Annotated in this window: 19 protein-coding genes and 1 pseudogene; 7 read left to right on the plus strand and 13 right to left on the minus strand. The window is 58.5% G+C overall.

Annotated features, from left to right (window positions below; genetic code table 11):
* Window positions 1–31 precede the first annotated feature (31 nt).
* Both AC2444_RS34710 and AC2444_RS34715 read right to left on the minus strand, forming a co-directional pair.
* Window positions 32–316 (minus strand): hypothetical protein, encoded by a 285-nt coding sequence (locus AC2444_RS34710; protein WP_128450406.1) that lies wholly within the window; start codon window positions 314–316, stop codon window positions 32–34.
* Window positions 317–719: 403 nt separating this feature from the next.
* Complete coding sequence (locus tag AC2444_RS34715; RefSeq protein WP_003555350.1) at window positions 720–917, minus strand: hypothetical protein; 198 nt, start codon at window positions 915–917, stop codon at window positions 720–722.
* A 287-nt stretch (window positions 918–1,204) separates the two neighbouring features.
* Here AC2444_RS34715 and AC2444_RS34720 point away from each other — a divergent pair, with 287 nt between their 5' ends.
* The gene (locus AC2444_RS34720) at window positions 1,205–2,119 is read left to right on the plus strand and encodes an NAD(P)/FAD-dependent oxidoreductase (protein ID WP_128450407.1); all 915 of its coding nucleotides are present in this window, start codon (window positions 1,205–1,207) and stop codon (window positions 2,117–2,119) included.
* Between the two features lie 227 nt (window positions 2,120–2,346).
* Here the strand turns inward: AC2444_RS34720 and AC2444_RS34725 are convergent.
* Together AC2444_RS34725 and AC2444_RS34730 are read right to left on the minus strand one after the other, a co-directional pair.
* Window positions 2,347–2,646: pseudogene (locus AC2444_RS34725) on the minus strand (YciE/YciF ferroxidase family protein); the annotation flags it as partial.
* 115 nt (window positions 2,647–2,761) lie between these two features.
* Window positions 2,762–3,010, minus strand: a complete 249-nt coding sequence (locus tag AC2444_RS34730) for a hypothetical protein (protein WP_128408166.1) — start codon at window positions 3,008–3,010, stop codon at window positions 2,762–2,764.
* Between the two features lie 504 nt (window positions 3,011–3,514).
* Here AC2444_RS34730 and AC2444_RS34735 point away from each other — a divergent pair.
* Both AC2444_RS34735 and AC2444_RS34740 read left to right on the plus strand, forming a co-directional pair.
* The gene (locus tag AC2444_RS34735) at window positions 3,515–3,829 is read left to right on the plus strand and encodes a DUF6894 family protein (RefSeq protein ID WP_409934801.1); all 315 of its coding nucleotides are present in this window, start codon (window positions 3,515–3,517) and stop codon (window positions 3,827–3,829) included.
* Window positions 3,830–3,934: 105 nt separating this feature from the next.
* Window positions 3,935–4,702: a Crp/Fnr family transcriptional regulator gene (locus AC2444_RS34740; protein WP_026157731.1), complete on the plus strand. Its 768-nt coding sequence runs from the start codon at window positions 3,935–3,937 to the stop codon at window positions 4,700–4,702.
* A gap of 362 nt (window positions 4,703–5,064) precedes the next feature.
* Here the strand turns inward: AC2444_RS34740 and AC2444_RS34745 are convergent, their stop codons facing one another.
* Complete coding sequence (locus AC2444_RS34745; protein WP_012760476.1) at window positions 5,065–5,889, minus strand: AraC family transcriptional regulator; 825 nt, start codon at window positions 5,887–5,889, stop codon at window positions 5,065–5,067.
* Between the two features lie 74 nt (window positions 5,890–5,963).
* On the opposite strand from AC2444_RS34745, the gene AC2444_RS34750 reads away from it, so the two are divergent.
* A complete protein-coding gene (locus tag AC2444_RS34750; protein WP_128408063.1) occupies window positions 5,964–6,899 on the plus strand; it encodes an NmrA family NAD(P)-binding protein in 936 nt (311 codons plus the stop codon).
* A 356-nt stretch (window positions 6,900–7,255) separates the two neighbouring features.
* Here AC2444_RS34750 and AC2444_RS34755 read toward each other — a convergent pair whose 3' ends face one another.
* Window positions 7,256–8,017 carry a cytochrome c oxidase assembly protein gene (locus AC2444_RS34755; RefSeq protein WP_487762941.1) on the minus strand — a complete coding sequence of 254 codons (762 nt, stop codon included), beginning with the start codon at window positions 8,015–8,017 and terminating at the stop codon, window positions 7,256–7,258.
* 98 nt (window positions 8,018–8,115) lie between these two features.
* Here AC2444_RS34755 and AC2444_RS34760 point away from each other — a divergent pair, with 98 nt between their 5' ends.
* The 3 genes from AC2444_RS34760 to AC2444_RS34770 all read left to right on the plus strand — a co-directional run bounded on the left by AC2444_RS34760 (window position 8,116) and on the right by AC2444_RS34770 (window position 10,064).
* Window positions 8,116–8,610 carry an NUDIX hydrolase gene (locus AC2444_RS34760; protein WP_003555358.1) on the plus strand — a complete coding sequence of 165 codons (495 nt, stop codon included), beginning with the start codon at window positions 8,116–8,118 and terminating at the stop codon, window positions 8,608–8,610.
* Window positions 8,611–8,716: 106 nt separating this feature from the next.
* Complete coding sequence (locus tag AC2444_RS34765) at window positions 8,717–9,037, plus strand: low affinity iron permease family protein (RefSeq protein WP_003555359.1); 321 nt, start codon at window positions 8,717–8,719, stop codon at window positions 9,035–9,037.
* Window positions 9,038–9,194: 157 nt separating this feature from the next.
* A complete protein-coding gene (locus AC2444_RS34770; protein WP_041935877.1) occupies window positions 9,195–10,064 on the plus strand; it encodes a c-type cytochrome in 870 nt (289 codons plus the stop codon).
* Here the strand turns inward: AC2444_RS34770 and AC2444_RS34775 are convergent, their stop codons facing one another.
* The 7 genes from AC2444_RS34775 to AC2444_RS34805 form a co-directional block, all read right to left on the minus strand.
* A complete protein-coding gene (locus tag AC2444_RS34775) occupies window positions 10,065–10,475 on the minus strand; it encodes a c-type cytochrome (RefSeq protein WP_487762942.1) in 411 nt (136 codons plus the stop codon).
* 333 nt (window positions 10,476–10,808) lie between these two features.
* Window positions 10,809–11,411 carry a cytochrome c oxidase subunit 3 gene (locus tag AC2444_RS34780; RefSeq protein WP_003555362.1) on the minus strand — a complete coding sequence of 201 codons (603 nt, stop codon included), beginning with the start codon at window positions 11,409–11,411 and terminating at the stop codon, window positions 10,809–10,811.
* Window positions 11,408–13,315, minus strand: a complete 1,908-nt coding sequence (ctaD, locus tag AC2444_RS34785) for a cytochrome c oxidase subunit I (RefSeq protein ID WP_222017507.1) — start codon at window positions 13,313–13,315, stop codon at window positions 11,408–11,410. The genes AC2444_RS34780 and ctaD overlap by 4 nt, the downstream gene beginning before the upstream one ends.
* On the minus strand, window positions 13,312–14,304 hold the full coding sequence (gene coxB, locus AC2444_RS34790; protein WP_003555365.1) for a cytochrome c oxidase subunit II: 993 nt from the start codon (window positions 14,302–14,304) through the stop codon (window positions 13,312–13,314). The genes ctaD and coxB overlap by 4 nt, the downstream gene beginning before the upstream one ends.
* Complete coding sequence (locus AC2444_RS34795) at window positions 14,301–14,903, minus strand: c-type cytochrome (protein WP_012760471.1); 603 nt, start codon at window positions 14,901–14,903, stop codon at window positions 14,301–14,303. Before AC2444_RS34795 ends, coxB begins: the two co-directional genes overlap by 4 nt.
* A 20-nt stretch (window positions 14,904–14,923) precedes the next feature.
* Window positions 14,924–17,326 (minus strand): FdhF/YdeP family oxidoreductase, encoded by a 2,403-nt coding sequence (locus AC2444_RS34800; RefSeq protein ID WP_003555369.1) that lies wholly within the window; start codon window positions 17,324–17,326, stop codon window positions 14,924–14,926.
* Window positions 17,327–17,453: 127 nt separating this feature from the next.
* Window positions 17,454–18,416, minus strand: a complete 963-nt coding sequence (locus tag AC2444_RS34805; protein WP_487762943.1) for an alpha/beta hydrolase — start codon at window positions 18,414–18,416, stop codon at window positions 17,454–17,456.
* Window positions 18,417–18,451: the final 35 nt, after the last annotated feature.

The following is an 18,451-nucleotide window of genomic DNA, read 5'->3' on the forward strand; positions in this document are numbered from 1 at the left end:
CAAGAGTTCAGTATAAGATTGAAAATGGTCTTCAGTTTTCAGAGGCGACACGTAGCTGTCGGAGGCGTTCGTTCTTCTCCTCGCGTCGTCTGCGTTCCTCTTCAGCGGCTTCGGCCGCGGCCTTGTTTGTTCGCTCGAATGCTTCCGCGCGTTCCTGCACGGTCAGAGTGCGTCTGTCCTGCTTACCATTGGAATGTTCCTTGAGGGTTTTCCGATATATGGGTGGATTGCCAAGCCGCTTCAACACCTTGAGCGAAGTGTCTGGTAGCGTACCGCCCTTGAGCGGGCGCTTGCGAAGGGTGCGATCGGCACCCATCTATGTCGGGCCACCCCATAATCGTGAAGCTCCGCAGATGTCCGCCGGCGTCCGCCTCGATGCTCGCGCGTCGGGGTGAGAGGGCGGCTCCCCTTCTTCCGGTGAGCCCCCTCGGTCCATTTCAGCAAGCTACGGAAAATCATGGCCGCTTACGATCACCTCGTCATTTTTCTGCACGGCATCGGGGCGTCTGGCGCTCAGCTCATGCCATTGGCATCATCCTGGCGAGCACAGCTTTATCCTGTGTGCAAAAAGAGATGAATGAACCGGCGTTCCACTTAGTTCATGACGCGCTTGCCTCGCAACCCTACTCGGTCGACATTCGCGTCAACCACTCTCCGGCCTCCGCCGCAAACGTCGCCGGGATGGTTCGGGCGCTCCCCATCGGGTCGAGCGTCCTTTTTTAACCGCTTCCTGGTGACACGCTCTCATCGCCCTTGTCGGGCAATGCTCCGGCGCCGGGCGTCTTGCTTTCGTCCTGCAGGTGCTCCTTGTCATGAGGACCTGCAGCGGGTTGATCCTGACCGTCGACTGGTTTCTTGCGTGTCTCCTCGATTGCCTGCTCGGCTTTGGTGTCCTGGACAGAGCCGTTCGGCGGCACTTTGAGGATGCCATCGTTGGAACGGCAGTCTCTCAGAGCAGCCCATTTCCCGACGGCGATGGTCAGGGATGCGGCGTCGTTCGGTGTCCCCGGTGCGAACGACCTTCCAGACCTGCGGAACGAAGCTGCAGACGGAACAGACGGAGGTAATATCCGACAATGAGCGCTATATCCATAATTTCGATCTCCTGACTCCGCCATTCACGGCCGTCGGGAACTATCGCCGCTGATCGGTGTTCCAAAACGCTCCCTCCGCCTCAGGGCGGTTACCGATAATGGATGATGGAATGGATCTAACAAAAAGAGACTGCATCATCGTCGGAGGTGGGCCTGCCGGACTGACGGCGGCGATCTACCTGACGCGCTATCACCTGTCTGTGACTGTTTTTGATGACGGAACCAGCCGGGCAGCCAACATCCCGGTGTCCCATAACCATGCCGGCTTCCCCAGCGGCATCAATGGTGCGGACCTGCTCCGCCGGATGCGCGCTCAAGCCGTCATGTACGGCGCGGAAATCGACGATAAACGTGTGACGGCACTGCGCAAGGCAGAAAAGGATTTCGTCGTCTCTTTCGCCGACGGCTCCTTATCGGCCCGAACGGTTCTCGTCGCCACAGGTGTTGTGAACCGCATGCCGTCGATGCCAAAAGACAAGCACGACGAGGCAGTGAAACGAGGGCTCATCCGCTACTGTCCGGTTTGCGACGGCTTCGAAGTCACGGACAAACGCGTGGCGATCATCGGGCAAGGCTCCCAAGCGTTCAAGGAAGCGGTATTTCTCAGAAGTTATAGCCGTGACATTACTTTGGTGTCACCCTCCGGCGAGCATGAACTCAAGGCGAGCGACGAGACGCGGCTGCAGCAGCTGGGCATATTGGTGAAGGGTGGCCCTTTCGAAATCGATGTCGAACAAGGCGCGATCGCGATCCGTACAAGCAGGGGCACGCATCGGTTCGACTCCATCTACCCCGCGTTAGGATCGGACGTCAGATCGGAGCTCGCCTTAGGGGTGGGTGCAACGGTTTCGGGGGAAGGATGTATTTGCGTCGACGGTCACCAACGCACAAACGTCCGGGGCCTGTATGCCGCTGGAGACGTGGTGATTGGACTGGATCAAATTAGCCACGCGATGGGCCAGGCTGGTGTCGCGGCCACGACGATCCGGAATGATCTTAGCGATTTGTCAGCATTGATCCGCTGAGCCCAGCGGGCCCGATGCGTATAATTAATTGCTGAGCGACGTTGCATGAGTGTCAAGGAAGTCGCACCTCAGCCATATTAGCGACGAAGGCTGGCCGACGCGTTCCGAGAACGCGGCGGATGGACGTCAATAGGTGCTCCTGACCCGATTCGCGTGGGGTGACAAGTTCTGGCCAGACGCAAAAAAGGGCGCTCGTCGAGCGCCATTTTCCATTCTGGTTGGGATCGGGCTGCCTTGTTCCCCTTAACATTCGCGGACGCTTCGGCGAGCTGCGTCAGTTTCTGGTCGGTCACTTCTTCCTCGGCAAGGTTGGCTTGCAAGAGCGGTACGGCGTCTTTAAGCCCCAGCTGCTTCGCCCATGCGAACAGCGTGCCGTCGCGGGCGATCTCGTAGTGTTCTACACCCTGTGCAGACGAAATGAGACCAGCGTCGAGGGCCACGGTGCCGTTGTATTCCTCCATGATCTCCTGGACTTCGGCGATAACACCCTGGATGGCTTCGCAGGTCTTGCCACTCAAACCTGCCCCGTCTTAACTAAGGCGGGGCTTTTCTTGGCGTTTCGCCGATCGGCTTCGACATTCCAGGAGGTTGGATGAGCGACACCGATAAGCCGGCGTTCCGCATCGATGGCCGATATCACTGTCAATGATGAGACGCGGACGATGGCGCGTTTACCTGCAGCGAGTGAAGGCTATCAAACTTCATGATCAGCAGCGTGACCAGTTCCTCGCGCGTCCTATGTCCTTCATTATAGAGGTCGACGGCCGCGCTGCAAAGCAGCTGCATTGATTGTTCCGTCGGCGCAGCGTGATTGTGCCGGTACCAAGTCTGGACGGCATCGGAAAGCACGTTTACGTCGTCCATCTGAAGTGAGAGATTGAAGTCCGCCATCTCATGCTCCTTGAGCGTCGCAACAACTCGCCCGGACCGCGATAGGAAAACTGGTACTGCATTAACCTCCCAAGGACAACCATCAGTACGGTTGCGAACGGTTGCCGGGAGCCTCCGCCAAGTCAGCGGCGATCCGCTTCTCCAACGATTTGTACGGAACCGCGCAGGAACCGGTATCGCACGCGCCCGGTTAGAAAGGCGGATCGCGGGAGGGGAAGCCATGTTTCCTTGCACAACGCCCTTTGCACTCTCCGCGATCCACCCTCCCAGGGGATGGCCGCGCGGAGGCAAGGTTGTTTGGTGTTTCCTCTCATCCAATGCCTTCGGGCTCTGCGCGGCCTCCTGATTTAAATCTGCCGACGAAGGAACAAGAGTGGCCGCCGAGAGTAAGGCCGATGGGCCACGCATCCGTTTCCTTTTACGCGGCCTACTCCTCCAAACTTCCCCAACTCGCCCCGCCTTTTACGCGGGGCTTTTTTCTGAGTCTCATGCGGCTAGGTTTGAATGTGGTCGATCGACAGCCCGGGTGGAACAACTTTGCTATCGAGAGGTTCGGTGGGATTCTCGTTGGTGGAGCAAACCATGCCGAAGTATTTTTTCCACATCCGCCGGAACGATGTCTTCGAGGAAGATTTAGAAGGCATCGACTTGGCTTCGCCTGAACAAGCACGGGAGGAAGCGGTCGCGGCCGCTCGCGAAATCGTGGCGGAGGGGATCCGCAGGGGCGATCCGGCAGACGGAGCGACTTTCGAGATCATGACCGAAGAAGGCTCGCTGGTCGCAACCGTTCCTTTCCGGTCGGCTGTCGGCCTGGAATAGCGCCCTCGCGCAAACGGTTTCAATTGTCAAAACCGCACAGAGCCTGAAGCCTTCGAACGAAAGGAGTAGGTTCTCGTTTTACCATTCGACGGATGGTGCGATGTTATGACAGAATTGCTGCAGAGGCGAGTGAATAACAGATTGTTGCGGCGGTTTCCGGAGGATGCCTTCGAGCTTCTGGCGCCGTTCCTCGAACCCGTCGATCTTCCTGTCAAACGCCCACTCATGCTGCCGCGCAAACCGATCGAGCATGTCTGCTTTATCGAAAGCGGCCTCGCCTCGATGGTCGCCGAAAGCGCCGAGGGCAGAAGCCTCGAAGTCCGCCACATCGGCCGCGAAGGGATTGCCGGATACCCCGTTATCCTCGGCGTGGATCGGACGCCCAATAAGACCTTCATGCAAGTGTCAGGCCACGGGCTTCAGGTCGCTAAGGAGGATTTTCTTCCGACGCTTGAGAACGCGGATGTGCGGCAACTGCTGCTGCGCTATGTCCACACCTGCGAGCTGCAGCTTGCCCACACGGCGCTGGCTGCGGCGAAATTCAACATGCATCAGCGCCTAGCGCGCTGGCTGCTCATGTGTCACGACCGCATCGAGGGCAATGATCTGCCGCTTACGCATGATTTCCTGGCATTGATGCTGGGTGTCAGGCGAGCCGGCGTCACCGATGAGCTGCACATCCTTGAAGGCATGCACGCCATCAAATCGACACGCGGCAACGTCCGCATCCTGGATCGCGACATGCTGATCGAAATCGCCGGCGGCTGCTATGGTGTGCCGGAGCAGGAATACGAGCGGCTGATTGAGAACTCGCCGCAGCCGTCGGCTCTGCCCGTCCAACTAAACGGCAATCGCCATCATCATACGCTTTGAGCAGCCGCCCCAGGGCCCAAAGCTTGCACCGACCCGCACCGCGCGTAATATAATCCCACGTCGTCCCCGCGCGCGCCATCTCCCAAAACTGACCCAACAGTGAGGGTTCCTTTTTGAGCACTCCCACTAAGGGCATCCCAGGGGTATCGCTAAGGAACCGAGCGTCGGCGGCATAAAGGATCGCACCGACATTCATTGTTCGGCCCTCAGATCGTATCGGTTCGGCATGCGCAAGCATTCCGTCTGGCAACTTCCGCGAACTGGGCACAGGCTTAATAGCCCGGTCCCGGAGAACCTCACCATATGCATGCAACCAGTCTGCGAGTTTGCGATGAAACCAAATCGCAGCAATATATGGCGTCTCATGCGTGCTCCGTGATTAATGAGCGATCGGCAAAGTAACGCGATGGCGTGGTCCCAAGCGCCTTCCTGAACATGACGATGAAGGCTGTCGTGGATTCATACCCCAAGTCTCCTGCTACCCGCTGGACTGTCGCACCGCCGGCAAGTTCCCGCAGCGCGATGACCAGATGTAGCTGACGCCGCCAACGGCCGAAGCTCAATCCTGTCTCTTGGACCATAAGCCTCTTCAACGATCGCTCGCTCACCGCGACATGCTCAGCCCATTCGCCAAGGGTTCGGCGGTCGCTCGGGTCTGCCAAAAGAGCCGCGGCGATCAGGGCGATCTTTGGATGGTCAGATACGGGCAGCTCCAGCCTCTCCCGCGGCATCAGCGCGAGCTCATCGAGCATGACCCGCACGAGGCGATCGACATGAGCGTCGCGGGCGTGATTTTCCGATAGGTCCGCTACCCGGTGTATCATCTCCCGAAGCATCGGCGATACCGAAAGCGTGCAGCATACAGCCGGAAGCATGGCCGCGCCGGGCTCGACAAACAGGTACGTTAGACGAGCATTGGACGTGACCTGATTGCTGTGAGGAACGCCACCTGGTATCCAAACTCCGCAGTCGGGCGGAACGATCCAGACCCCACTTTCCGCTCTGCAGGTCACCGCGCCATGGAGCGCCAGGATCAGTTGACCCTGCGGGTGCTGGTGCTGCACCCCCTCGGCTTCATAGTCGGCGAAGTCCATCCTGATCGCCATCGCAGGCCCATGCAAGAGGCTTAGATCTATCGCGGCACTGCAGGGTGGCTTATTCGAAGGTTGGCCCGATTTCGAGATCATATGGCATTATCTCCACTTTTGCTCGCGGGGCAATCCTTTAGGCTCCTGGTTTAGCAACTCTCAGGAGATCACCCATGCGTATAGCCGTGGTTGGCGCGACCGGCAGGATCGGTGCCAAACTTACCGAGAACCTCTTGGCCAAAGGCCATTCAGTCAAAGCTCTTTCAAGAGGAGGGCCGGCCCTCGATGACCTTGTCGCGAAAGGAGCGGAATCGTTCCTTGGCAGCTTCGATACGGGTGCTGGTGAACTTAACGCGTTCTTCGAAGACGCTGACGCTGCGTTCCTCATGGTCAAAACCATCTGGGGCTCGGAGGACCTCCATGGGCACTACCCTACGGTAGCGCTTCGGTTTTTCGACGCCCTTCGAGATTCCCCTGTGAAATTGGCCGTGAGCCTGACCGGAATGGGATCCGAGGTCAGCGGAAACACCGGCCATTTTCAGGGCTTTCATATCCTGGATCAGATCCTCAACCGACTACGCGACATCAAAGTGGTGCACCTGCAGGGTGGCTGGTTCATGCAGGACCTTGCCGGGTGGACCGACTCCATCGCGCAGCACGATAGGATCGGCTGGTCGCTTGACCCAAACGTGAAAACTCCTTGGATTGCCATTCAGGACATCGCGGATCTCGCGGCGAAAGAGTTCGACACGCCGACTGACCAGCACCGATCCGTAAAGCAACTGGGCATCGATTACACGATGACCGAGATCGCCGCGATTATCAGCCGGGCACTCGCTAGAGAGGTGGACTATCGCTTCATCGATAGGAGCGATCGCGAGGTCGAGGCGGTATTCCGGGAGAGGTTCGGAGCTCTCGGACGGTGGGTCTACGATAACGACACCTTGGCTGCTCTTAACGATGGGCGTGTAAAGTTTCACAATGATCGTCCTGCACTGCGCACCACAATGGAAGAATTCGTCAAAGACACACTCCGGCCGCTGATCGAGAAGGCGCGGACGGATGGCGTCAAACCAGAGACCTTCCTAACGTGGAGCTCACATCGCTAGAGCTTTCGGAGATTCCGCAGCGAGCGGGCAGTGGTGGCTGAGCCAATGACAACGATCAACTTCTCGGCGCGTTTGAGAGCCTGATCGTTGATGAATTGGCGACCGATGAAGCGGCTGGAATCTGCCGATGAAGGTCAGGCATTCTCGGTGAGCCGCCGCCCACTTTGGACGTGATTGCGCAGTTTCCATCTACACCGCCGAAGGTTTCTTCCGGATCAACGGCTTCGCTAATAGTAAACACGTCGGCGGTTAGACCCCGTTCAAGGCGGCTGCCATGGACCAGGGCCCAGGTCGTTCCAATCATCGGTGGCAGTAAGGATCTGCATCCAGGCCGCCGCATCCGGCGTCGCGGCCAGCTATACGTTTTGAGGCACGTCCACAGCCTTATCACGGGACGATGTTTTAATCGTCTGACCGATCCTGAGCAGAAAGGCGGCGACATATGGCAGCGAGGCGGGCACCCACATCAACAACCCGGCCAACTGCTGATCTTCGAGGGGCGTGAGACTGTAAAGGTCGGTGGTCAAAAAATGCGGGCTGAACAGAGGGTGTGGAGTGAGCGTCAGAAATGCCCCAAGCATCGTCATCTGCAATATCGTGCCACCGCAGATGGCGAGCGCACTGCCTGAGGCGCGTCGCGGGTAGAGGATTTCACGCCAAAGCCACAGGGCCGACAGAAGGAGAGGGATTTCCATTGCCCAATAGGCAAAATTGCTGGAGAGAGCCCAGGCGTAGGGAAGAGGCAGATGCCAGAGCCAGACCATCACTGTGTGTACGACGAATGCGGCCATGGATGGAAAGCGATCAAGCGTAACAGATGATCCAAAGAAAAAGCGCCAACCGAGCGGCGCAGCAAGCGATACCAAGACAATATGATGGAAGGCCCGTGCCGAGAAGAGGGCGGAGCTGAAGGCACATAGGGGCGAGACAAAGGCGAGGACACAAAGACCCATGAACAGGGCCCACTGACCCACCCGGTCTTCCGCCATAGCTCGGCGCCATGTCCACAGCGCCACTAGAGCGATTGCCGACAGCAGGATTGGGTCGAAGTTCCAGTCCGCCATCAGGGCCTCAGGTGCTGGAGCGTTACCGCAGTAGGGTTCGAGCTGGAAGGTCATGATAAAGCCATCACCGGACAATTGACGAGGAACCAACGCTCGGCCGAATTGTTCCAGGCTTGCCAGTTGCGTCGAGCTGGGAGCTACTATGTGTGACCATGTCAAATCGAAAGAAACCTGCGAAGGCCGCGACTTTACCGGACAAGCTGTTCACTGGCCCGTTCCGGCAACAATATGGCGCTCTCTGTTTTCGGCGGACTGAAGGCGCCGCGATCGAGATACTGGTCATCACTTCGCGCGACAGCGGCAGATGGATCATTCCGAAGGGGTGGCCGATGAAGCGAAAGAAACCATACGAGGCTGCTGCGATCGAAGCCTGGGAAGAGGCAGGCATTCGCGGTGCCGTTCATAAGAAACCCGTCGGCCGTTACACCTATCTCAAGGAACTGGATGACGGAGACGTCGCGCCATGCGTCGTTGAAGTGTTTCAGATCGAGGTCCACGAGCTGAATGCGGACTTCAAGGAACAAGGACAGCGTACGCGTGAATGGGTCAGTCCGGATGAGGCTGCGAGGCGTGTGCGGGAAGTGGAACTGAAGTCAATGCTCGCGGATTTCAGGCCAAGGACAGGGCGAAAGATGCAAGCCGAATGATCGCGACTAGGCCGCGCTCAGAACGGAGAGATCTCAACGAAATGTCGCGTCTGCGGGAACCGGCTGCCTAAGAGAGGGTTTTCGCCTCAATGTGGAGGTCTCAACTATGCGCTGGCGTTCCTGGTTGACGGATTTAGGCACATGGACTGCCAGCCCCATCGCTTTTGCCATTGTAATTTTCTATGGGATCTCCTGGCTCATCTTCAGCCCCGAGACGCTGGAATGGCACGGCCTGGCCACGCTGATCACCTGGATGATGACGCTTTTCATCCAGCGGGCGGAACATCGGGATACACAGGCAATCCATGCCAAGCTCGATGAACTGCTACATGTGCATGGCGATGCGAAAAACGAAATCACCCAGATTGACGAGAAGGAGCCAGAGCAGATCGAGCGCTTTCGGGCAACACATACCGAATCGGAGTAATGGGTATAGCTGGAATGTGTCGCTGTGGCATAATTTTAAACCGTCTGTCTATTCGAAGACATCCACTCGGCAGGATGTGGGATAACTCGGGAGCGAAGGACCATCGGTGAAGACGCGAGTTCGGACAATTTTATTGGGGGCCGCTCTTACTGTTGCAATGCTCGCCGCTGGCGCGTGGCTCATCACCAAACCAAATATCCCTTTTGAAGAGAATGATCCGGCGTTCGTGAAGCCGGGCGATCCTGCTCGTGGCGAATTGATATTCGCCGCAGGAGATTGCTCATCGTGCCATGCGACACCTGGGCAAAAGCATCGGTTGCAACTCGGCGGCGGCCTTGCGCTCGCCTCGCCGTTCGGCACGTTCCGGCCTCCCAATATCTCGCAAGATGCGAAGGACGGAATTGGTTCGTGGACCGCCGCCGATCTTGGCAACGCGCTGATCGGGGGCGTCTCTCCCGACGGACAGCATTATTATCCGGTCTTTCCCTATCCAAGCTACACCGGAATGACGGTGGACGATGTTCGGGACCTGTTTGCCTATCTGAAGACTCTACCAGCAGTGTCGGGCGGCGCGCCGCCCCACGACCTCGTCGCACTCTTCCGCATCCGGCGGTTCGTCGGCTTCTGGAAGCTGCTGTTTTTCGACGAGGGAAAGTCCGAAGCCGTGCTGAGTGGCGATCCCATCCATGACCGAGGCGCCTATCTCGCCGAAAGCGTTGCCCATTGTGCCGAGTGCCATTCGTCGCGCAATGTCTTTGGAGCGATCAAGCAGGCGACGCGATATGCCGGGGGTGAGGATCCTGAAGGAACGGGGTTCGTTCCGAACATCACGCCCGCGCGTATTGGCGATTGGTCTCAGGCCGATATTTTCGAGGTTTTGACCAGCGGCAACACCCCGGACCACGGGCGCGTCGGATCCTCCATGGCCGACGTTGTCACTAACACCGCCAAACTCCCCGCAGGTGACCGCGATGCCATTGCAACTTACATTAAGTCGCTGCCAGCACGACCGACACCGCAGCCGTAGTCACTGCCCGTAAAGATAGGCAGCCAAGTCCCGCGCTTCGGCTTCTGAAATACCGGTGTCCGGCATCGCCGTTTTGGCATCGAACGCACTCGGCGCCACAATCCAGTGGACAAGCGCCTCCGCGTCATTATTCGCGACTCCCGCTAGGTAGACGCGCTGGCGTATGTCGACCAGTGGGCCGCCGACCTTGCCGTTGGCTCCCGCGATGCCGGGAATCGTATGGCATCCGGTGCAACCATAACGCCGGAAAATCTCAGGCGCACGGGCGGGATCGCCGCGAGCAAGTAAACTTGCGACATCTGTCCTCTGGTTGCGATCTCTAACCTGGTACGTGAGGACCCCCGCCGCGAGCCCGAGCATCGTGACCAGTAACAGAACTACGATCTTGACGGGAAACCCTTCGCCGCTCATTTTCTGTCTCCGGCACCGTTTCGGATCAGTGTTGACAAGGGTTTATTATAAAAGTGGCTGCGGCCTGCATCGCCAAGGCAAACGCAAATGCTGATCCCGCGAGAACGCTGATCGTTCTGATGAACGTATCTGACCTCGATTTCGGGCTTCTAGGTGCCGCCAAAGGCGCCAGAACACCGACAACCGCCAACAGTGCTAGAAGCACCGTGGCCATCACGGACCATGGCCTGCCCATCCGGCAGTCCACATAGGGCATGACTTGGCCAATCTGTGTGCTGACGGCCCAAGCTAGTGGGGCGAAAACCAATCCTCCAGCGACTGCGATGGAATATCTCATAGACGCGGCACCCAATAAAGACAGAGATAGAGCGGAACCCACGTTGCGACAACAAAGTTCCAGTACATGACGTTGTCCTCCACATCGCCATAGCGCCTCGGATTGTCGCCGTGCCGCGTGAACATCAGGCACATCAGAACCAGCGTGTCGATCAGATCGGTCAGGATGTGGGTGGTGTGCAGTCCGAGCAGCACCCAGGTGATCGAACCATAGGCGTTGCTGTCCCACATCACGTGGAGGGCCGGGAACTCAAATACCCGCAGGAAGAGCGGGGCGACGCCGAGCAAAGCCATGACGATCAGGCCGATCCGGACCTTTTTTAGCTCTCTGCGTTCAGCCCAGCGCGCCACCAGCACGTTCGGTATTACGCTGACAGCGAGCACAGCGGTCAAAAGAGTGCCAGGCAGCAGATCAGGCGCCGGCGCGTTGATCGGCCAGACGCTGGCGATGCTCATCAGGTAAAGGTAGACGACTATTCCGAGAGCAAAGCCGGTCCCTTCGATCAACATGAACGCCAGTGTTCCCCACCAGGTCGGGCTGGCGGTGCCGGAGCCGTGCAATGGCAGGTGCGAGACATCGAGAACCAGGCGCTCTTTCATGACTCATCCTCCGGGTCGCCCTTTGGCCAAAACCAGCCGGTCAGGGCGATTGCGATCGGGATTGAACCCCAAACGACCGCCCATGGCGAGAACATCGACCATATCAGCATGATCGACGTCGCGATGGCTGCAATGAGTGGCCAGATCGAATTGGTCGGCGAGGACTCCCGTGCTTCAGGCTCGGCCTCGACGACGCCACTGACGATCAGTTCCCGTCGGTCCAGCCGCATTCCGCTGACCACCGGCAGATCCGACGAGCCTGACCATAACGGTTCACGCTGGCTGACAACCGGGATGCGCCGGAAATTATAGGGGCTGGGAGGTGAGGTCGTTGCCCATTCCAGCGTGGATGCGTTCCATGGGTTCTCTTCGGCAACAGCGCCGGAGCGCGCACTGCGGACAACGTCCATGAAAAACAGGAGAAATCCTACGGCGAGAATAAAAGAGCTGAGGCTGACGAACAGGTTCAGACCGGCCCAAGGCATCTCGGGCTGATAGGTATAGATACGACGCGGCATACCGAAGAGACCGAGAAGATGCATCGGGAAGAACGTCAGGTGGAAACCGGTGAATATCAACCCGAATACCCAGCGGCCGATCCGTTCGCTCATCATCCTTCCGGTGAATTTTGGGAACCAGTAATAGATCGCTCCAAGCAGCGGGAAAACAGAGCCGCCAACGAGGACGTAATGGAAATGCGCGACGACGAAGTAGGTGTCGTGCGCCTGCGTGTCGAATGGCACCGACGCCACCATGACGCCAGTCAGTCCGCCAAGCACGAAGGTGATGATGAAGCCGATAATGAACAGCATTGGTGACTTGAACACCGGTCTTCCATCCCACAGTGTTGCGAGCCAGCAGAAGATCTGAATGCCGGCGGGCACGGCAATAGCCATGCTGGAGGCCGTGAAAAAGCTCTCGCCAAGTCGCGGTAGGCCGACGACGAACATGTGATGCACCCAGAGGCCGAAGGCGAGGACGCCCGTCGAAATCAACGCCATCACCAGGGCCAGGTACCCAAACACCGGCCTGCGGGCGAACGTCGAAATCATCGTCGACACCATTCCCACCGCCGGCAGGAAGATAATGTAGACTTCCGGATGGCCAAAGAACCAGAAAAGATGCTGCCACAACAGGACGTCGCCGCCCTCGGCGGGATTGTAAAAATGGGTACCAACCAGACGGTCGAGAATCAAGGTGCTGCTTGCAAACATGATCGCCGGCATCGCCAGGATCACAAGGAATGAGGTGACCAGCATCGACCAGACGAAGAGCGGAATTCGATCCAGGGACATTCCCGGTGCGCGCTGCTTGAATACGGTAACAACGATCTCGACAGAGACAGCAAGCGCCGAAACCTCCGTGAACGTGATCATCTGCGCCCAAATGTCAGCTCGCTTTCCGGCACCATATTGGGGGCCGGAGAGGGGGACATAGGCAAACCAGCCCACGTCGGGACCGACGTCCAGCGCGAATGCGATCCATAACAGCAGGCCGCCGGCTAAAAATATCCAGTAGGAAAAAGCGTTGAGGCGCGGAAAGGCGATGTTGCGGGTGCCGAGCATCAGCGGCACGAGATACACGCCCATGGCCTCCATCACCGGTACGGCAAACAGGAACATCATGTTGGTGCCGTGCATCGTGAAAATCTGATTGTAGCGATCGGGACTGATATAGCGCGCCTCGGGCGTGGCCAGCTGGAGGCGCATCGCCATCGCCAGGATGCCGCCAAGTAGAAGAAACACAAAAGCCGTGATGATGTAGCGCCGGCCGATGATTTTGTGATCGACGGTCGAAAGCGCGCCCCACAAGCCTGTTGGCGTTTTCCAAATCTGATGAAGCCTGAGGTCGATCACCTCGTCGCCAAGATCCACATCGGTCAGCGGGGGAGGATCAGCGCTCATTTGAGACTTTCTAGGTAGGCGGAGACCTGTTTCAACTCTTCCCCGGAGAGCGGCACGAGCGGCATGTTGTTGCCGGGCTTGAGCGTCTGCGGGTCGGCGATCCAAGCAGCGAGGGACCCGCGAGTATTCGGCAAAAGCCCTGCCGCGATCGTCTGCCGGCTTCCAACGTGCGTCAAGTCAGGCCCGGTTACCCCGGCCGCCGATGTGCCGCGAATGGTATGACAGGCGGCACAAGGCTTGCTCATGAACACCGTTTCGCCGGCTGTGACCTGTGGATCTGCCGGCGGGAGCCGTTCACGCTGCTGCCCCTGCACCCATTGCCGATAACTCACCTCGTCTTCAGCAATGACAAGCACCGCCATGTGGCTGTGCTGCAGCCCGCAATATTCCGCACACTGGCCGCGATAGATTCCCGGTCGATCAGCATGCAACGTCAGTTCGTTGATCCGGCCCGGTATTAGATCCAGCTTTCCCGCCAGGCTCGGAACCCAGAAAGAATGAATGACGTCGGCGCTCTCCAACCGTAGTTTCACAGCTTGTCCGACAGGGATGTGCAGCTCGTTGGCCGTCTTGAACTCTCGCCCCGATCCATCATCGGGATAGATGAACTGCCACCACCACTGCTGACCTCGCACGGTGACGGTCAACGCTGTTTCGGAGGCTTCGCCAATCTTGCGCGTCGTATAAAAACTTATGATCGTCAGACCGGCGATGATGAAAGCGGTGGCCGCCACCGCTCCGGCGACAACTTTACGCGCTTTCTGGTCGTTGCCAGCAACCCCGCGTCCGTCACGCGGTCGTAGCAGGGACCATGCCAGCACCAGCATCACCAAAAGCCAGACAACAGCGCAGACCACGACAATGACAACGATGAGCTGTTTCAGGGCGGAAGCCGATGCGCCGGCTGCGTCAAGCGCAGACTGCGACCCCGTACAGCCTGAGAGACAGAGAGACGCAAGGGACGGGCCGATGATCGAAGAGCGCGTCAAGGCGATGGCCCCTGATCAGGGTGCGCGCCGGCGGGCCCCTCGTCGAAGAGAGCCGCGGCCGGTGCGCGGTTCTCGGACGGCCGGGTGTTCTTGTCGTCATTGCGACTGGGCGCGGTCGTTTTTGCCGAATAGGCGCCGATCGTTCTCACATAGCCGGCGAGCTGCCAGATTTCATCGATCGTCATCTTGTCACGAAAGGCAGGCATTCCGTGGGGCCTGCCATCGCGGATGGATGCTACGACCGAGATCATCTCAGGACCGTAAAGCCACCATCCGTCCAGAAAAGATGGGCCGGCCGCACCCCGGCCGTCGCCGTGGCATGCCGGACAGCCAAACCAGGAATAAAGCCGCTTTCCCTGGCTCAAATCGTAAGCGGTACTTTCGTATGGCTTTCCCAGCTTGAAATAGATTTCTGGCGGCGCTCCGCTGATGTCATTCGGCATCAATCGGATCTTCTCGAACTCGGCCGAAAGCGGCGGATCCAGGCGCAAGGTGCGGCCTTCTCGTGCCCAGCCCACGAGAGCGCCCGCGCCGACGACAACGGCGCCACCAAGTGCGATGGCTATAGCTGAACGACGATTACCTCGAACACTGCCCATGGAAAGCTTCCCGTGCCGGATCAGTCCTTCGGCTGCTGCTGTGACCTGGTGACGAATACCGGAAGCAGCTTGTAGGACGGCGTCTTCGACTGGGCATCGTGGTGTCCCAACGGAAATAGCGGGTTGCATTCCGGATAGTATGCCGCGCAGCAGCCTTGCGGAATATCGTACTCGACGACCCTAAGCGCGCCTACCTGGCGCGCGGTCGAGTGATCGATGGCCGTGCGCAAATCGACGCTGTCGCCGTTGGCGAAGCCGAGGCGAGCGACGTCATCGCGATTCATGAAAACGACTTTGCGTGTTCCGTTGACGCCGCGAAACCGATCGCTGTAGCCGTAAATGGTCGTGTTGAACTGGTCGTTCGATCGCAGTGTCGACAGATGCAGGACGTCTTCTTGCGCGCCATCGATTGCAAATTCAGGAAACAGCCGGTCCGGCGTCAGGAAGTTGGCCTTGCCCGTCTTGGTAACCCATTTCCGTTCGCGCGCTGGCAGGGGCCGAGCGAACCCACCCGGCTGGAACAGCCGCTTGTTGAAGTCGCTGAACGTTTCGGGATAGGTGCGCTCGATCGCGTCTCTGATCCGGCTATAGTCGTCGATCCATGCATCCCAGGGGACGTCACCACGGTCCAAGGTGGCTTTCGCCAATCCGGCAATGATCGCTGGCTCAGATCTTAGATGGCTACTCGCCGGTGTCGCTTTGCCGCGCGACCCATGGAAGTGTGCGACTGAGCTCTCGATCGATACAGCCTGTGGACCGGTGGCCTGGTTGTCGATCTCCAACCGCCCCAGACAAGGCAGCAGATACGCGATCTCGCCGTGGAGCACATGGCTGCGGTTTGGTTTGGTCGCGATCTGCACCGTCAGGCGCAATTTCCTCCAGGCCGCCTCCATCGCCTCTGTCTCCGGCACGGCACGCAGAAAGTTACCGCCGAGGCCAATGAAGGCACGCGCTTGGCCATCGAGAATTGCTTTGCAGGTGTCCACCGTCGATCGGCCCGTCCAACGCGGCGGTTCGAATTTGTACAGCTCGGACAGCTTGTCCAGGGGCACGAGCCCCGGCTTTTCGGTAATACCGACCGTTCGTTGTCCCTGGACGTTGGAGTGGCCCCGAATGGAGCAGATATTGGCGCCTGGTTTACCGATGTTGCCACGCAGGAGCGCGAGGTTGGCGATCATATGGATGTTGTCGACGCCCATCACGTGCTGCGTGACACCCATCCCATAGGCTATCAAGACTGCCTTGGCTTTTGCATAAGTCTGTGCCGCATGCGTCATCTGCTCCCGTGTGAGACCGGAAACTCGCTCAAGCTCCGCCCAGCTATAGGACCGGGCCGCATCGGCAAACTGTTCGAAACCGGTTGTGTGCTCCTGGATGAAGTCGTGGTCGAGGACATGCTTCTTGTCGGCAGCTGCAATCGACGCGGCAAATGCGATCGTTCCGGCCTCAGATGGGTCATCTGGGATGTCGTCGTTCCCAGCGATTTTACTTGTTCCTGACGCTTTGAGCGCATCGTCGGCCTCGATCAACGCTTTGCACACGCCAAAGAGCGCTGCGATATCGCCACCATTCTTCACCTGATAGTATTCCGACGAGATCAGTGTTTCCTTCGAGGACAACATCTCGGTTGGCGCCTGCGGGTTCTTGAAACGTTCAAGGCCCCGTTCCCGCAGCAAATTGAATGTAACGATCGGAACGCCGCGGTGTACGGCATCCTGCAGGTCATGCAACAGCCGGGGCGAGGACGTCCCGACATTCTGGGCGATATAAAATATGCAGTCGGTGTTCTCAAAGTCCGAGAGGACCGCCGTTCCGACCGATGCTCCGATACTTTCGGGCAAAGCCACCGAGGTGCTCTCGTGACACATGTTGGAACAGTCGGGGAGATTGTTGCTGCCGAACAGTCGTGCGAAAAGTTGATACATATAAGCCGCCTCCAGAGAGGCGCGACCGGACGTATAAAAGTCGACTTGTTGGGGCGTGAGGGCTCGAAGTTCTTTGCCGATTTCGGCGAATGCCACGTCCCACTCGACCGGCTCATACTTATCAGTTTCCGCGTTCCACCGCATCGGCTGCGTCAACCGACCCTGTTCCTCAAGATCATGGTCGCGCCAGGCTTCTAGCTCCCTCAGCGTATGCGCGGCAAAGAAGCCGGCATCCGCCCTGCGGTTTGTTACCTCCCAGGCGGTAGCCTTGGCGCCGTTCTCGCAAAATTCCAGCGGATGCGTCTTGGCGGGCTTCGCCCACGCGCAGCTGACGCACATATAGCCTTCGGGCTTGTTTTGCTTGTCCAGCAAGGCGGCGCCGCTCGCCGGGATATGCTCACGGAGCAGGATCCCGGCAACTGATTTTGCGGACCCCCATCCACCGGCCGGGCCAGTGTATGGCTTGATCGAGGGTTTGTCTTTCGGATGTGCTGTCATGATCGCTCCCAAACTATCTAAAGCTCTCTGAAAACGACAAGTTCCTTAGTGTGTGCTTTTTTCGCTCCCGGCCGGCTATTTCGCCAAATATTGATCCAGCGCTCGGTGTCCGCGCCCGGAAAGGGCGTCAATGTAAGCCCGAACATCTATCGATCAGCCATTCTCGCGCGTAGGCGTTGGTGATTTTAGCGATAGCCGTCGGAAGCCGGTTGAAACCATGCGGCCCGGCCGGAACGATGCTTAACGATGCGTTTCCGTTTGCGTCTTGCCAAGTGCGGAACATCTGAATGCTGTCATCGACGATGGGATCGAGCTCGCCCGCGATGAACAGAGCCGGCGGGAGGCCCTCGAGCTGCGCATGTAACGGCCCATCCCGTTCATTCCAGGGCAAATTGGAACGTAATCTTTGTAGATTTCGAAGAGCAGCGGGAGCGTCCACGATGAGGGAGGCGCTATTCGCGCTCCTGAGGCTGCGCGATCCCTTGAAATCAAACGCGCCGCATGTCGAGATAAATCCCCAGAATGCTTCGACCATTCCCCGGTCCCGCAGACGCAGCAAGGCCTGGGCGGCAAGGTGAGCCCCAGATGACTCACCGCCCAGAACAATCCGTCCGACGCCGAGATTTGACAGGTTCCGGACCACCCAGTTCAGAGCGATTTCACAGTCGTCTATGGCAAGGTCGACGCGATCATCGAGGGCGTTACGAAAATCGACAGCGACGGCGATGAGTTGGCACTCTTTAGCGACACGTGACGTGATGCCATCATCGAGGCGGGCATTGCCGAGCACCCACGCGCCACCGTGAAAGTGCACATAAACACCTCTTGGCGCTCCATCGGGCAGGAGAAACCGCAAGCCGACGCTACGTTCGCCGGCCGCGATGCTTCTGCTGAAAACGCGGCAGTCGTGAAACAGGCGCGATGGAAAGACGGATTGCAGCCCCAAGACTATGGCGTTGGCGACTTTCGCATTCCACCTGCGATCGGTGTAGTATCGTGGAAGTAAATGCAGAAGCGCGTTCAGCCGCTGAGCGCGGGTGACATGTTTTTCTTCAAGGCGGCCGATCAAGTCGCAGGCGCGTGAGCTCATCCGGCTGCGCCTTCTTCATGCATCGGCGGTCCGAC

The organism is Rhizobium sp. WSM1328, assembly GCF_057653715.1.

Coding starts and splice junctions, on each gene's coding strand:
- AC2444_RS34710 (WP_128450406.1), bottom strand. CDS start 316: ATGGGTGCCGATCGCACCCTTCGCAAGCGCCCGCTCAAGGGCGGTACG.
- AC2444_RS34720 (WP_128450407.1), top strand. CDS start 1,205: ATGGATCTAACAAAAAGAGACTGCATCATCGTCGGAGGTGGGCCTGCC.
- AC2444_RS34730 (WP_128408166.1), bottom strand. CDS start 3,010: ATGGCGGACTTCAATCTCTCACTTCAGATGGACGACGTAAACGTGCTT.
- AC2444_RS34735 (WP_409934801.1), top strand. CDS start 3,515: ATGTGGTCGATCGACAGCCCGGGTGGAACAACTTTGCTATCGAGAGGT.
- AC2444_RS34740 (WP_026157731.1), top strand. CDS start 3,935: ATGACAGAATTGCTGCAGAGGCGAGTGAATAACAGATTGTTGCGGCGG.
- AC2444_RS34745 (WP_012760476.1), bottom strand. CDS start 5,889: ATGATCTCGAAATCGGGCCAACCTTCGAATAAGCCACCCTGCAGTGCC.
- AC2444_RS34750 (WP_128408063.1), top strand. CDS start 5,964: ATGCGTATAGCCGTGGTTGGCGCGACCGGCAGGATCGGTGCCAAACTT.
- AC2444_RS34755 (WP_487762941.1), bottom strand. CDS start 8,017: ATGACCTTCCAGCTCGAACCCTACTGCGGTAACGCTCCAGCACCTGAG.
- AC2444_RS34760 (WP_003555358.1), top strand. CDS start 8,116: ATGTCAAATCGAAAGAAACCTGCGAAGGCCGCGACTTTACCGGACAAG.
- AC2444_RS34765 (WP_003555359.1), top strand. CDS start 8,717: ATGCGCTGGCGTTCCTGGTTGACGGATTTAGGCACATGGACTGCCAGC.
- AC2444_RS34770 (WP_041935877.1), top strand. CDS start 9,195: ATGCTCGCCGCTGGCGCGTGGCTCATCACCAAACCAAATATCCCTTTT.
- AC2444_RS34775 (WP_487762942.1), bottom strand. CDS start 10,475: ATGAGCGGCGAAGGGTTTCCCGTCAAGATCGTAGTTCTGTTACTGGTC.
- AC2444_RS34780 (WP_003555362.1), bottom strand. CDS start 11,411: ATGAAAGAGCGCCTGGTTCTCGATGTCTCGCACCTGCCATTGCACGGC.
- ctaD (WP_222017507.1), bottom strand. CDS start 13,315: ATGAGCGCTGATCCTCCCCCGCTGACCGATGTGGATCTTGGCGACGAG.
- AC2444_RS34795 (WP_012760471.1), bottom strand. CDS start 14,903: ATGGGCAGTGTTCGAGGTAATCGTCGTTCAGCTATAGCCATCGCACTT.
- AC2444_RS34800 (WP_003555369.1), bottom strand. CDS start 17,326: ATGACAGCACATCCGAAAGACAAACCCTCGATCAAGCCATACACTGGC.
- AC2444_RS34805 (WP_487762943.1), bottom strand. CDS start 18,416: ATGAGCTCACGCGCCTGCGACTTGATCGGCCGCCTTGAAGAAAAACAT.